Origin of the sequence: Terasakiispira papahanaumokuakeensis (assembly GCF_001709345.1) — a bacterium.
Lineage (GTDB): Bacteria > Pseudomonadota > Gammaproteobacteria > Pseudomonadales > Halomonadaceae > Terasakiispira > Terasakiispira papahanaumokuakeensis.
The window spans coordinates 2,409,161-2,422,972 of the sequence record NZ_MDTQ01000001.1; the positions used below are offsets into that span (position 1 = coordinate 2,409,161).

Here is a 13,812-nt window from a genome sequence, read left to right on the forward strand (position 1 = left end):
CCCTCACATCCGCCAGGTCAGCCGCATACCCACTTCACGGGGCGGGCTGTAAACTGTGACAAAACCGTTCTGGTAGCCCACGGCATCATAGGTTTTGTTCGCTGCATTATTCGTGTAAGCAGCAATTTCCCAAGTGTCCCACTGATATCCGGCCACCAGGTCGATCAAGCCAAAGCCACTGCGCTTGTAGCGGTTTTCAGCATCCAGATAAACCTTGCTCGTGCCGCGCACCTGAGCCTGCGCGTACCAGTCTTGCGGCGCGTCATAGCGAATACCGAGGTAGCCGGTCAGGTCTGGTGCGAACGGGTTACGATGGCCAGCGTAGTCCGCCGTACCGTCGCTGAAGTGATCAAAGCGGGTCCGGTTCCATGCCAGCCCTCCCTTGAGCTGCCAGCCATGACCCAGCAAGTAGTCCACATCAAATTCGATGCCTTTAGATTGGGCCGTCGCGGCGCTGGTGATATACATGACGCCAGGCATGGGCATCTGCATCACCTGCATGTCGTCGATATCCATGAAGTAGGCCGCCAATGAATAGCGCAGTCGCTTGTCCATCGCCCAGCCCTTGACCCCCATTTCATAGGACCAGTTCTTCTCCGGCTCGAAAGCGGCGTAATCGGTTGCTGCTGACAAAGCATTAAAGCCACCAGCACGGATACCTCGGCTCACGCTGACATACCACTGGTGCTCGGGCGCAAACTGATACTGAAGCGCGAGTTTGGGTGAGAAATGCGTCCAATCTCGATCCTGCTTTGATGCCCCCTGAGGGTCGATCTCGACCTCGTTGCGTTCAACGCGCGCACCGGCAGCAAGGCGCCAGGTGTCGCTCAGCGGAATATTCCAGTGCGTGAACAGCGCGACTGCACGGCTCTTCTGATCGGCACGCAAATCTTCCAGCGTCATCATGCGACGCCCTATGTTCTGCAGATCGTTGTCGCTTCGGTCCGCATAGACGCCCGCGAGCCAGTCCGTCGTGCCCAGCTGGCCCTCCAACCGAAATTCTTGTGATAGCGTGCGCAGCTGATGATTGCGCCGGATGTGCATGATGTCCGCCGCAGTGAAGTCGGTATCCTGCTGAATGTCGTCGGTGAAATCACTCCATGCCGTGATCGACCGCAGCCGCAGGTTGGAATCAAAGGCATGCGAGGCGTTCAACGATAACGATTGTCCCTTGGATTGGTTCCAGCTCGATGTACCGGATGCAACCTGCTTGCGAGGCGCAGTGGGCGCCCCCCACAGCGCTGCGCCGTCGTCGTAGTCCTGCCTCGCATAACGCAGCACCAGATCAGTCGCCGCACTGGGGGTCCAGCGCAAACCCAACTTTAGGTTGCGCGGTTCACGGTCGTCTTCCTGACCACCGGAATAAACATTGTCGATGAAGCCGTCCTGCTTCAACCAAGCACCGGAGAGACTAGCGTACAGAGTGTCTTCCACCAGCGGTCGGCTCAGCGAGAAACGGACACCCCGTTTATCTCGACTGCCAAGGTCTGTAGAGACACTGGTACGCGGTGTGTTGTCCATCGGCATACTGTGAATAGCGATTACGCCAGCTTCGGCGTTGCGCCCATAAAGAGTGGACTGAGGCCCACGTAGAACTTCGATGCGATCCACATCCAGCATGGCATCATCAAAACCTTGCGCAGTATGTGTCGGCACGTCATCTACCAGCAGCAACGTCGAAGTCGAAAAGGTGTTGAAATTGGCCGTTAACCCACGCATAACCGGTGAGTTCAATCCCGCCTGTCCGAATGGCTGGAACGATAGGCCCGGTATCCGCCCCTCCAACTGCGCCATCCTCTCGATGCCAGATTGTTCGAGATCCATCCCGTCGATCACCGCGACACTGGCCGGTACCTGCTCTAATGCGCGTGCGGTCTTATCGGCAGTCACGGTGATGGCGGACAGCTCCTCAACAGGATCGTCTGCCGTCGAAGTAGCCGTATCCTCGGCGGTTGCCATGGCAGGCAACACCAGTATCGGCAATGTCATCAGGAGGGCGCGATGGAAGGCGCCAAGTTCGTCATTCATGAGATAACCCAGTTAAAAATGCAGATGAAGAGGCGCTAATTCGCCTGAGAGTCACTATAACTTCCAGACGAAAATGGGTATCATTTGAGTTTTAGGCGATCTGGATTTTTTCTTTGGCATTTCGGAGTCAAGCCATCTCCCAACAAGGAGAAAGCCAACCCCCAGGAGGCGGAATGACCGACCACATCCATACGTCAGACATTCCCAATCCGACGCAGCTCGGCCAGGGGATCTGGCTACGTTCGCAATTACCCACCGAGCTAGGTGATTGCATGAACGACATCTGCCGTCTCGATGAAGGCCTGACACTGGCCTATGCCCACTATCGACCACAGCGGGATCTACTGGAACGCAGTTCTGTGGAAAGGGAAGGCCGTTCGCTGACCATCACCATCGCATTGGAAGGCGAGTCCAGCACTTTGGGCGTGGATGGACAGCGCTTCGACTTCATCGCCGGTCACAGCACTGTGGCAGCCTTCTCAAGTGTGCGCGGGGAGCGTCGTTTTCCTGCTGAGCGTGACATTCGTCAACTGCGCTTGATTGCCCAGGAGCCGCTGTTGCATCGCTATGGGTTGGCTCATCTGCTCGATGGCGTACGCAATGACCACTCTGCACGCCATATATTCTTCGGCAAGCATGGCGCAGGAACCCAGCACCTGGCGCAGTCACTGGTCCATCTTCATCATCGAGATGCCGGACTGCTGGATATTCAGATCGCAGCACTTAGCCTGTTAGCCGAACAAACCCGTACATTCCGGCCCTCAACGTCATTCAAAGGCCCGCTGCGTAGCGACGATCAAGATCGGATACTGCGTGTGCGTGATCTCCTCACACAGCAGTACGATCGGAAATTGACGATTGCCTACCTGTGCGCCACAGCCAGCATCAACGAGTTCAAACTCAAACAGGGCTTTAGGCACATGTTCGACACCAGCCCTCACCGTATGCTCATGGACATCCGTATGAAGAAAGCCTGGGAACTGCTGGAGAGAGGTTTATATGTCTCAAGCGTGGCCTACAAAGTCGGCTACGAGCACCTGTCCAGCTTCAGCACGGCATTCGAGCGCTACTACGGTCGCACACCAAAATCAGTTGCCAAACCTGGCAAGGGGCATTGAGGCATGCGGCGTCATGTCATCCAATACGTTTAGTTTCCGACTCAATTTCGGCTTCCAAATCCCTGCCCTGCTCCTCAGTGATCCATATCAGTGAAAAAATCAGCCACCCACGGCTGGCGCTCAGCCACCGCATCTGGATGTCCTTGATCCACTAAACGACCCTGCTGCAAAAACAGCAGGTGATCGGCCTGTCGCGCTAACATCGGCTGATGCGTAATCACAATCACGGTTTTATGGTTCTTTAAGGCCACCAGCTGGCGCACCACGCGGCCGGCCGAAACCGCGTCCAAACTTGAAGTCGGTTCATCTAACAAACAGACAGGAGATGGCGATAAAAAAGCACGTGCCAGCGCTAACCGTTGGCGCTGGCCACCAGACAATAAACGGCCACTCGGCCCCACCTGATGGGCCCACTGTTCTGGCCAGCGCTGAATATCCGCCAAGATGGAAGCTTGCTCCGCGGCTTGATCCAACTCCGCCTGGGAAGCTCCTGGCGATGACATCAATAGGTTCCAGGCCACAGGACCACTGATCAATGATTGCCCTTGAAAGACACAAGTCCGCAACTGGGTTAACGACTGTTCTGTCATTTGGCGCACATCACATCCGCCCATCAGTACTTGCCCCATATTGGGGTCATCCAAGCGCGCCAGCAAGGCCAGTAAGCAGCTCTTACCGGCACCCGAAGGACCAATGATGGCCGTCACTTTCTTGTCCGGTGCCGTAAAACTGACATGAGACAACCGGTATTGATCGCCCGCTTTCCAGGCCACTTCTTGTACTTCAACTTGGCCCCCATTGGGCTGATGACCACAGGAGGGAGACACTAATCTTGGTACAGCAAAAACGGCTATCAATTGATCCAAAGCGTGACGTGCATTATCCAATGCTTGATCGAAATGAGAGAGCACCGTTAAAGGCTCAACAAAACGCACAAGCAGAATCAGGACCACCAATAGCTGCAAACCGGAAATATCGCCCTGTGCTAAACAATGTGCTCCTAGCAGCAAGGCAAACGCTAATCCGCCTTGCACGCACACCGCAAACCCCAAATGTCCCGGCAAGCCACGCAGCAAAAGGGCACGTGAATACAAGAACAATTGCTTCAAGGATTGATCCAATCGTTGGCGAGGCTCGCTATTGCGCCCGGCAGCACGGAGTAAAGATTGGCAATCGGCAAACGCCTGAACTTCTTCAGCAAAAGCACGCTCAGCCGTTTCTCGAGCCAATGCGGTTTGTCGTTGGCGTGATCGGCTCCAGCCTAAAATAGCCAACAAAACTATGCCTGCCAGACATAGCCCAATCGCCAGACCTAAGTGGATAAAAAAGACCCCAATCACCACCGTCGACGAGGTCACCACCGCCGTCACGATAGGCGCTAATAAATGAGCCGGAATACTCATCGCTTGCATCACCGGCCCCTGCAATAATGTTTGGGGCGAAATGACAGACTGTAATTTCACTTGGCGGGCCTGAGGGAGATGTTGAATCAACTGCATAATCAACCCTGACGCCATACCGCCACTGGCCATAAAACCACACCGTGTGGCATAGTAGGCCACACAGGCCTGGGTCACCGTAACCCCGACTAAAACACTCAAGGTGACAATCGGCCATTGAAGCTCAACGCCGCCTTGTAATAAGGCCATGGCCAGTAACAGACCAGAAACTCCGTCTAATATTGCCGAGATCACCATCCAGAGCATGGCGACATTGAGCGCACCTCGACAGGCATCAGGCAAACGATAAAGCTGGCGCCACAGTGCTAACATGACCGGTCCTCCATGATCATATTGTCGCGGTGTTGCTGATGCCACATTTGCGCATAAAGCCCTTGCTTCGCTAACAAACTCGTGTGGTTCCCTTGCTCCACCACGCGCCCTTGGTCGAGCACCCAGATCTGATCCACCGAACCAATCTCAGCAAGCCTATGCGCCGTCATTACGCAGGTCTGATGCTTAAAATGATGCTGGATATTGGCCTGAACACGACTTCCCGTCGCGGGGTCCAATGCCGAAGTGGGCTCATCAAGTAAGATAATCGGAGCTTCTGATAAGAACGCTCGCGCCAACGCTAAACGCTGCATTTCCCCCCCAGAGAATTTGAGATCTCGCCCAACAACCGTTTGATACTGCTTAGGCAAGGCGCGAATCACCTCATCTAAACAAGCCCAACGCGCAGCACGCTGTACTTGCTCCAGGGAGGCCTGCGGACACAAGAGTGCAATATTCTCTTCAACACTGACACGAAGCGCTGCCGGGTGCTGATCTAACAACACAATAGAGGCACTTCGGATGGTTTCAGGTAAGGATGGCAACGGCACTCCATTCACCCAAATAGCACCAGATACCGGATCCATATAACGTGCTAACAAATGCAGTAACGTACTTTTCCCAGACCCAGAAGGCCCAACCAATGCCACACTTTCACCATGTTGAACCGTAAGGTTAATATCCGACAGACCATGAACTGCACCTGGATATCGATAACAGAGTTGGTGCACTTGCAACTGACCTTGCGCTAACACCTTCACAGACGAGGCTTCCGTATCGTCATCGTGAGGCGAACGATGTTTAACGCCCAATAGCTTCGAATCCTCGACATCGTAAGCCTCGCGTTCAAACAAAGGCGGCGTTTCAAACACCTGCTGTAATCGATCCGCCGCTGCGACCGCCTGACGTAATGCATCGCCCGCATGTCCCATCGCCTGTATCGGCGAAGCAATCGCTCTGACTAATAAAATAAAAGCGCACACATCGCCCAATGAAATAAACACACCTGTCGCGCTCAATCCCCAAGCGGATAAGAGTAACCAGATGACCAGCCAAGGCTGACTCAAGACCACCTGAATTATGGCCGCCCAATGACCGGCTTTAGAGACCCAACGAGAAAAGGACTGATTAAATTGCTGAGCGGATAACGTAACGCGTTGCTGGATCCCGGCTTCAGGATACTGCCGCGCTAGATGTAGATGCCGGGAAAACTCGCCGTAATCATCAGACAGCTGCTGCATTGCCTGATCACGCTGCGCCCCCACAGCACGAAAAGCACCAGAACGTAAGTATTTAAAACCCAGGATGGCCAAAACCAGAGGCACCGCAGCTAAGGCAAAAAGTGTCGGATTCAACCACAGCAAATAAAGACTCGTTAGACTGGGTAAGACAAGCAAATGGGTAACATCAACGGGGGCATGAGCCACCAACTGATGCAAGGCCCCCACATCGCGTTCAACGAGATGAGAGACACCTTGCGCACCACGTGCCGAAAACCAACCTAAAGGCAGTTTCTGCAAATGATCGAGTAATTGCTGGCGCAGCTGAAAACACACCATGACATCCATTTGGTGTGTGAAATAGGCCGACAAGGTTTGGCAGACAACACCGAGCAACATCACCAGCACGATGATCAACAATGGCCACCAATCAAACTGGCCTACCTGCATCCATTGATCAGCCCATAACGCCAACAATGCCCAAGGCAATAAAGTGGCCACTCCAGCCAGAGCTTGCAGGCCCATGGCCCCTATCCAATATTTTCGATAAGGACGTAAAAACTGCCACAACACAGCGCTTATCAACGACACCCCTCCTGACGATCAACAGTACAGTGACGTTAATCTACAGGGTTATCAGACAAGGTTCGGCGGGAATGCTTTCGTTCAAAAGACAAATTTATTCGATACTCGTCATCCATTATCAAGGCGTACGAATAAAGCATATCGGCATAGTGAGTCTACGGAGGGAGAGATCTCATCATTAAAAGATCAGATCAACACAATCAGATCAACAAAAAAAGCCAGCCTCTGTGAGGCTGGCTTTTTAAAATCTGGAGCGGGAAACGAGACTCGAACTCGCGACCCCAACCTTGGCAAGGTTGTGCTCTACCAACTGAGCTATTCCCGCAATGGCGTCCCATAGGGGGTTCGAACCCCTGTTACCGCCGTGAAAGGGCGGTGTCCTAGGCCACTAGACGAATGGGACACGCTTCTGGCGTTTTAAAGAGGCACCAGACTCTTAAATATTTGAACATAGAATGCACTATGCTTTCCATCATTGATTTCACTTCAATAATGGAGCGGGAAACGAGACTCGAACTCGCGACCCCAACCTTGGCAAGGTTGTGCTCTACCAACTGAGCTATTCCCGCAATGGCGTCCCATAGGGGGTTCGAACCCCTGTTACCGCCGTGAAAGGGCGGTGTCCTAGGCCACTAGACGAATGGGACACACAGCGATCTCAATTAAACTATCAGCTTAATAAGATCATACCTTTAACAAACAAGATGAGTATTGGAGCGGGAAACGAGACTCGAACTCGCGACCCCAACCTTGGCAAGGTTGTGCTCTACCAACTGAGCTATTCCCGCATTGGCGTCCCATAGGGGGTTCGAACCCCTGTTACCGCCGTGAAAGGGCGGTGTCCTAGGCCACTAGACGAATGGGACGTCGTGTATGCCTCATCTCAAGGTGGCGCGTATATTAAATAGCACCGCCCCCCATGTCAACTCGATTTTTGAATTTTTTTTACTGTCACTTCAACAACCTAGCGCCTCAACAACCAACACACTGAACACACAGTAGCGCCTGTCACTCAACCGCTAAAGACCTAACAAATCTCGATATCGTTAATACCAAGACGATCGCTTAAACATCACAGCCCCACAGCCACTCAGCAGGCAAGGCAAATAGCGCCGAACATTGAAGAAACCACTCACATTTACAGCACCATCACGCTACTATACTTAAAAATGACAGATGTCAGTCTTGTCATCCAGATCGACCACTCGGCATATTGAGCCCGACTCACCCAGCTAAACCACAGCATGCAGTAAAGTAAACGGCTCAACAGCCGTTAATAGAAAAGCTTATAATAGAACGAGTTAATGTGGTCGATATTGTAGGCATCAGTCAGTTATCAAGTTGAGATCGCCATCACCAAAGTGCTCAACTCACGATATCTAAAGATCAATACCGGGGGAAAAGATGCTGATCTTCATTTTAGGGGGTGTACTGCTACTGGCTTTTATAGTGGTGGCTTTCATCTATACCCGGCAACAACAGGAAAAAAAGCGTATTGAGCAAATGCGCCAGGTGCGAGCATTGGGTGATCGAGCACGCCAAATCAGCGTGTTATTGGATGAAATTCCACCTCAATTCCTATCAGATGACTTTAAACTCTTTCTAGTCAAGCAGTGGCAAGACCTATTACATGAGCAAAAAGCTTTGAATATGGGGAAAAACGACATCGAAGCTCAACTCGAACAAGCAGAACAAAAAGCAGAAGAAATTCGCCAGAACACACGGCCCAAAGCAGCCCCCATTGACGATATCAAGGTAGCGAATCAGGTCCGCAGAAACCTCAAACTACTGCATAAGACGCTGAGCGACCTCTATAAGGATCGCAAACTGAATGCTAAAACAGCGCAGGGATTTATCGGTGAAATCAAACACGGTTTCACTCGTTCATTGATTGAAGTATACAGTTCTGCGGCCCAGAAGGCGGAAAACGAAGGGAAATTACGTATTGCGATACTGCAATATCAGCGCATCATCAACGAACTGAACAAGGTCAATGGTCAGGGGCTATATAATCAGTACATTTTGGATTGTAAAAAAACCATTGAGCGCTTGGAACAACAGCAAGCCTCGGCTGAAGAGCAATCATCACAAAACAGTGAACTCAATGAAGCACTTGATCAAATGATCGAAGATGAAGACAGCTGGAAGAAAAAACAAGTTTACGACAACTAGCGCCTCCTCCGATACGGATACTGTACACTAACGCCCGCCTGAGTGGACCAGCCGTTGCGACTGCTGGCCCCGCTCATTTTTCACAAGTGGATTCAAATAGGATAATGCTATGACCTTGGGCTGGTATCCCGGACACATGCATAAAGCACGTCGTGAGATTAAAAAGCTGTTGCCTGAGATCGATGTGGTGATTGAAGTATTGGATGCTCGAATACCATACTCTAGCGCCAACCCGGTGTTGGGTCAGTTAGTACGCCATAAGCCAGTACTCAAACTGTTATCTAAAAGTGACTTGGCGGATCCTGAAAAAATACGTGAATGGGTCGCTTACCAGGAGCAAGATCAGCAGGTTCGTGCCTTGCCCGTTGTCACAACTGATGTCAAAACACTCAAACCCATTGCCAAAACCTGCCAGGAATTGGCCGACCAGGTGCGTGAAAGCCGCTCCGTCAAAGCCATGGTCATGGGCATTCCTAATGTCGGCAAATCGACACTCATCAATGCCCTGGCCGGAAAGCGTGTGGCCAAAGTGGGCAATGAACCTGCCGTCACACGTCGCCAGCAAAAAATCCAAGTGGGCGAACGCTTACAAATCACCGATACTCCTGGCGTATTATGGCCACGCATTCACGACCAAAATAGTGCTTATCGACTGGCAATGACTGGCGCCATCCGGGATACCGCGATGGACTATGAAGATGTTGGCCTTTGGGCTGTTGAGACCTTGATGCAACGCTACCCAGAACAACTGGCGAGGCGTTACAAAGTCGATCACCTGCCGGATGAACCCTTATCGATGCTGGAGATTATTGCCCGTAAAAGAGGGGGCCTAAAGTCTGGCGGCATCGTGGATTACCATAGGGCATCAGAAGTACTTCTACACGATCTTAGAGGCGGTCATCTTGGCTTATTAACACTGGAAACGCCGGCCGACATACCAGTCTATGACCCTGATCTTGATGGCCATGAAGAAACGGACACACAAGGCTAAACACATAACCAACAGAACGAACCACCTTGATACAAATCAAATAAAAATGATACATGACTGATATGATGCCATCCCACTTTAGTCAGTGGGCTCGGAAGTGAGGCAGGGCCTAGATTAGGTGCTGAAAAAACACTTCAGGATAAGTATTAAGTCCGACCCTGTTGGAGAAACTTGTGAGCTCACAGGAAAGGCGACGTTATCACACGCCAGGCATGACAAGGCAAGCGCTATCAACCTCTCGCTGGTTTCCATCGGGTCTTAGCGATACCTTAACCAACAAGCATCACTCTCAAGATTTCAACTTTGCACGAAGTGAGTACTTACATACTCGCGTTATGTTTGTTGCTATGGTCTTCGCGCTGCTAACGCCCATTTGGGCGATGGTGGACTACTTCATTATTCCTGGAGCGTTATACAGTAATGTGTTGTTAGCACGAGCCCTTATGATGGGCGCACTCACACTGGTCATGCTCATTACACGCCGCTCACGCATCAGTCTTGATAAAGTACGCCATTCTGTGGCGCTGTTGATGTTATCACCGGCTTTATTTTACCTCGCCGTATTACTGATGCTGGGCGATTATCAGAGTCATGACTTGGCCGGCTACAGCTTTATTCCTTTCTTACTGGTCGCATTTCTGAGCGTTTTCCCACTCACACTGCTAGAAAGCTTCGGTATCGGCATGATTATTCTGCTACTGGAGCTGATTTCACAATATAAAGGTGGATTATTACTGACGCCGTTAGGCTGGCAAGATTTGTGGCTGCTGTGCACTTTAATGGCCATTTCTTTATGGGCCAACCACTCCCAGGTCAGCACTTTAATGCGCCTTTATCGTCAGGCCAGCCTAGACCCGTTAACCGGACTGCTAAACCGTGGTGTCCTCTTGGAAAGCCTTGACCAGTTAATCGCCAAGCGTAAAGAAGACCGGGAAGACTCAGGTAAGGCGGCACCATTAACCCTTTTAATGCTGGACCTGGATCGCTTCAAACGAATTAATGACACTCATGGACACTCTATTGGTGACCAGGTCCTGAAAAGCTTCGCCTCAATCTTACGTGGTGAACTTAGAGAATCCGATATTATCGCTCGATACGGCGGCGAAGAGTTCATCATTGTACTACCCGGCACCCCCAAATCAGATGCCATGGGGTTGGCCGAACGTATCCGTCATCATTGTGAAAAAACAAGAGTCTACAATCATCAAGGCGAAACAGTCAGTTTTACAACCAGTATCGGTATCGCGGAACTAAGAGGCGACGAAGCCATTGATGCCATGCTACTGCGCCTGGATAACCGACTCTATGAAGCCAAAGCGAGGGGGCGTAACTGTATTGTTGCGACTTAGTGCCGACCAGAATCAATACCTCTCCCACAGATGAAGGCTTGGCCTAGAGCGGCGAGCCCTTTATCATGCGTGTTTGGCTTTTTACCCCTGAGCCAATTTTAATCTCCACCATCCATATTCCTCTGCTGGCCTGTCTTCGTTCAAACCGGCAAATGACGTCAATTCTAAGTAAGTCAATTCTGGATACCTGGCATGTACACCATTCGTAAGTCTCATAAACTCAACAATATTTGTTATGACATCCGCGGCCCAGTACTAGAAGAAGCCAAACGCCTAGAAGAAGAAGGCCAGCGCATACTGAAGCTCAATATTGGTAATCCCGCACCTTTTGGCTTCGAAGCGCCTGAAGAAATTCTCCAAGATGTCATGCGTAACTTAGCTCAGGCACAAGGATACAGTGACGCTAAAGGCCTCTACTCAGCACGCAAAGCCGTCATGCAGGAATGCCAAAAGACCGGTATCCAAGGTGTAGGCATTGAAGACGTCATTTTAGGCAATGGCGTGAGTGAGCTCATCGTGATGGCGATGCAAGCACTGCTCAATGATCAAGATGAAGTCTTACTCCCCGCTCCCGACTACCCACTATGGACAGCCGCAACCGGCCTGGCAGGGGGTAAAGCAGTCCACTATACTTGTGATGAACAAAGTGACTGGTTCCCTGACCTGGATGATATTCGCAGCAAGATCAGCAGCCGTACACGGGCCCTGGTATTAATTAATCCCAACAACCCCACCGGCGCCGTATACTCACGCGAGATTTTAGAAGGGCTCATTGAGATTGCTCGCGCGCACAACCTCGTCATTTTCTCCGATGAAATTTATGACAAGATTCTCTACGATGATGCCCAGCATGTGGCCACAGCCAGCCTAGCGGATGATTTATTATTCTGTACTTTTAATGGTCTATCCAAAAGTTATCGCATTGCCGGTTTTCGATCAGGCTGGTTGATTCTTTCCGGCGCCAAACACTTGGCCCAAGACTTTATTGAAGGTCTCAATATGCTGGCCTCAATGCGATTATGTGCCAACGTACCGGCACAGCATGCCATTCAAACGGCATTAGGTGGATATCAAAGCATTAACGACTTGATTTTGCCTGGCGGTCGCTTATTAGCACAACGCGATCGCGCTTATGAAATGATTCAAGAGATCCCCGGCGTCAGCTGTGTGAAACCTAAAGGCGCTTTGTATATGTTCCCGCGCTTGGATCCGAAAGTTTTTAACATCCAAGATGACGAACGCATGGTATTGGATCTACTACAACAAGAAAAAATGCTACTGGTACAAGGCACCGCCTTTAACTGGCCGTCGCCCGATCACTTTAGACTGGTCACACTCCCCTGGGTGGATCACCTTGAAGATGCCATACAGCGATTAGCGCGCTTCTTATCCCGCTATCGTCAATAAATAATAGAAAAGTCGTTGCAGCACCCGAGACATCACAGAAAGAAACACTTATAACAATGACATCTTGAAACCTTTAACCACCACCACGATCTAAAAGAGTGCTTGTAATCGCTTGATGAAGCAAAAGCCTAATCAACTTGCATGAGGACATACCACGCCATGATGCGCATACTGCTGTTTCTGGCAACCAACCTGGCCGTTGTACTGGTGGCCAGTGTCACCTTAAGCCTGCTAGGTGTTGACGGCTACATGAGCCGCCAGGGGCTGGATTTAGGCAGCCTGCTGGTCTTCTGTTTTGTATTTGGGATGGCAGGTTCACTGATCTCTCTATTGATGTCCAAAAAAATGGCGCAATGGAGCACAGGCACCCAAATCATTGAACACCCGCGTAATGCCCAGGAAAAATGGCTCGTCGACACTGTCTCTGAACTGGCCCAAAAGGCCGGCATTGGCATGCCGACAGTCGGTATTTTTCCCGCCGCACAATCCAACGCTTTTGCCACCGGTTGGAACCGTAATGATGCACTCGTGGCGGTATCGGCAGGGCTACTGCAACGGATGCGTCCCGAAGAAACACGCGCGGTACTGGCGCATGAAATCGGCCACGTCGCTAATGGCGATATGGTTACGCTTTCATTGGTTCAGGGAGTCGTGAATACCTTTGTCATGTTCTTTGCTCGTATTGCAGGCTATGCCGTGGATCGCTTTCTCAGCGGCAATAGTGATGACGAGTATCAAGGGCCGGGCATTGCTTATTACATCGTGAGCATTGTGGCTGAAATCGTTTTAGGCATTGCCGCTTCGGCAATTGTCATGTGGTTCAGCCGCTACCGTGAATATCGTGCGGATGAAGCCGGCGCTAAGTTGGCAGGGGCCGGTGCCATGATGGCGGCACTACAGCGCTTGAAAGCAGAGCAAGAGTTACCGAACCAAATGCCAGACACATTAACCGCTTTTGGTATTAATAAGGGACAGACTCGATCACTGATCGAACAACTCTTTTCCAGTCACCCGCCTCTGGACGATCGGATCGCGGCACTGGAAAAAATAGCGTATCGCTAATCTAACCCCTTAAAACACTCAAGCCCTGCAACCATTTGCAGGGCTTTTCTTTTAAAGGGTTGGTTGATAACAGGTTTTCTAAAAGGGCTTATCTAAAAAAACTTAGCA

9 protein-coding genes and 6 tRNA genes are annotated in these 13,812 nt (G+C 51.1%); 6 read left to right on the forward strand and 9 right to left on the reverse strand.

Annotation, left to right across the window (positions count from 1 at the left end; all coding sequences use genetic code 11):
- Positions 1-3: 3 nt before the first annotated feature.
- Positions 4-2,028 (reverse strand): TonB-dependent receptor, encoded by a 2,025-nt coding sequence (locus BFW38_RS10495; RefSeq protein WP_218186404.1) that lies wholly within the window; start codon positions 2,026-2,028, stop codon positions 4-6.
- A 113-nt stretch (positions 2,029-2,141) separates the two neighbouring features.
- Here BFW38_RS10495 and BFW38_RS10500 point away from each other — a divergent pair, with 113 nt between their 5' ends.
- A complete protein-coding gene (locus BFW38_RS10500) occupies positions 2,142-3,146 on the forward strand; it encodes a helix-turn-helix transcriptional regulator (RefSeq protein WP_139116601.1) in 1,005 nt (334 codons plus the stop codon).
- 74 nt (positions 3,147-3,220) lie between these two features.
- On the opposite strand, the gene BFW38_RS10505 is transcribed toward BFW38_RS10500, so the two are convergent.
- From BFW38_RS10505 to BFW38_RS10540, 8 genes are all read right to left on the reverse strand, one after another.
- Entirely contained in the window at positions 3,221-4,918 is a 1,698-nt protein-coding gene (locus tag BFW38_RS10505) for an ATP-binding cassette domain-containing protein (protein WP_068998545.1), read from the reverse strand.
- Positions 4,912-6,663: an ABC transporter ATP-binding protein gene (locus BFW38_RS10510; RefSeq protein WP_245686134.1), complete on the reverse strand. Its 1,752-nt coding sequence runs from the start codon at positions 6,661-6,663 to the stop codon at positions 4,912-4,914. Before BFW38_RS10510 ends, BFW38_RS10505 begins: the two co-directional genes overlap by 7 nt.
- 309 nt (positions 6,664-6,972) lie before the next feature.
- Positions 6,973-7,048, reverse strand: a tRNA-Gly gene (locus BFW38_RS10515).
- A gap of 2 nt (positions 7,049-7,050) precedes the next feature.
- Positions 7,051-7,126, reverse strand: a tRNA-Glu gene (locus tag BFW38_RS10520).
- A gap of 90 nt (positions 7,127-7,216) precedes the next feature.
- A tRNA-Gly gene (locus BFW38_RS10525) sits at positions 7,217-7,292 on the reverse strand.
- A gap of 2 nt (positions 7,293-7,294) precedes the next feature.
- A tRNA-Glu gene (locus tag BFW38_RS10530) sits at positions 7,295-7,370 on the reverse strand.
- Positions 7,371-7,435: 65 nt separating this feature from the next.
- A tRNA-Gly gene (locus BFW38_RS10535) sits at positions 7,436-7,511 on the reverse strand.
- Positions 7,512-7,513: 2 nt separating this feature from the next.
- Positions 7,514-7,589, reverse strand: a tRNA-Glu gene (locus BFW38_RS10540).
- A 538-nt stretch (positions 7,590-8,127) separates the two neighbouring features.
- Between BFW38_RS10540 and BFW38_RS10545 the strand changes: the two genes are divergently transcribed.
- From BFW38_RS10545 to htpX, 5 genes are all read left to right on the forward strand, one after another.
- A complete protein-coding gene (locus tag BFW38_RS10545; protein WP_068998547.1) occupies positions 8,128-8,895 on the forward strand; it encodes a hypothetical protein in 768 nt (255 codons plus the stop codon).
- A gap of 109 nt (positions 8,896-9,004) precedes the next feature.
- Positions 9,005-9,886 carry a ribosome biogenesis GTPase YlqF gene (gene ylqF / locus BFW38_RS10550; protein WP_068998548.1) on the forward strand — a complete coding sequence of 294 codons (882 nt, stop codon included), beginning with the start codon at positions 9,005-9,007 and terminating at the stop codon, positions 9,884-9,886.
- Positions 9,887-10,059: 173 nt separating this feature from the next.
- Positions 10,060-11,235 (forward strand): GGDEF domain-containing protein, encoded by a 1,176-nt coding sequence (locus BFW38_RS10555; RefSeq protein WP_139116602.1) that lies wholly within the window; start codon positions 10,060-10,062, stop codon positions 11,233-11,235.
- A 192-nt stretch (positions 11,236-11,427) separates the two neighbouring features.
- Positions 11,428-12,642, forward strand: a complete 1,215-nt coding sequence (locus BFW38_RS10560) for a pyridoxal phosphate-dependent aminotransferase (RefSeq protein ID WP_068998553.1) — start codon at positions 11,428-11,430, stop codon at positions 12,640-12,642.
- Between the two features lie 159 nt (positions 12,643-12,801).
- Positions 12,802-13,704, forward strand: a complete 903-nt coding sequence (gene htpX / locus BFW38_RS10565; RefSeq protein ID WP_068998555.1) for a protease HtpX — start codon at positions 12,802-12,804, stop codon at positions 13,702-13,704.
- Positions 13,705-13,812 lie beyond the last annotated feature (108 nt).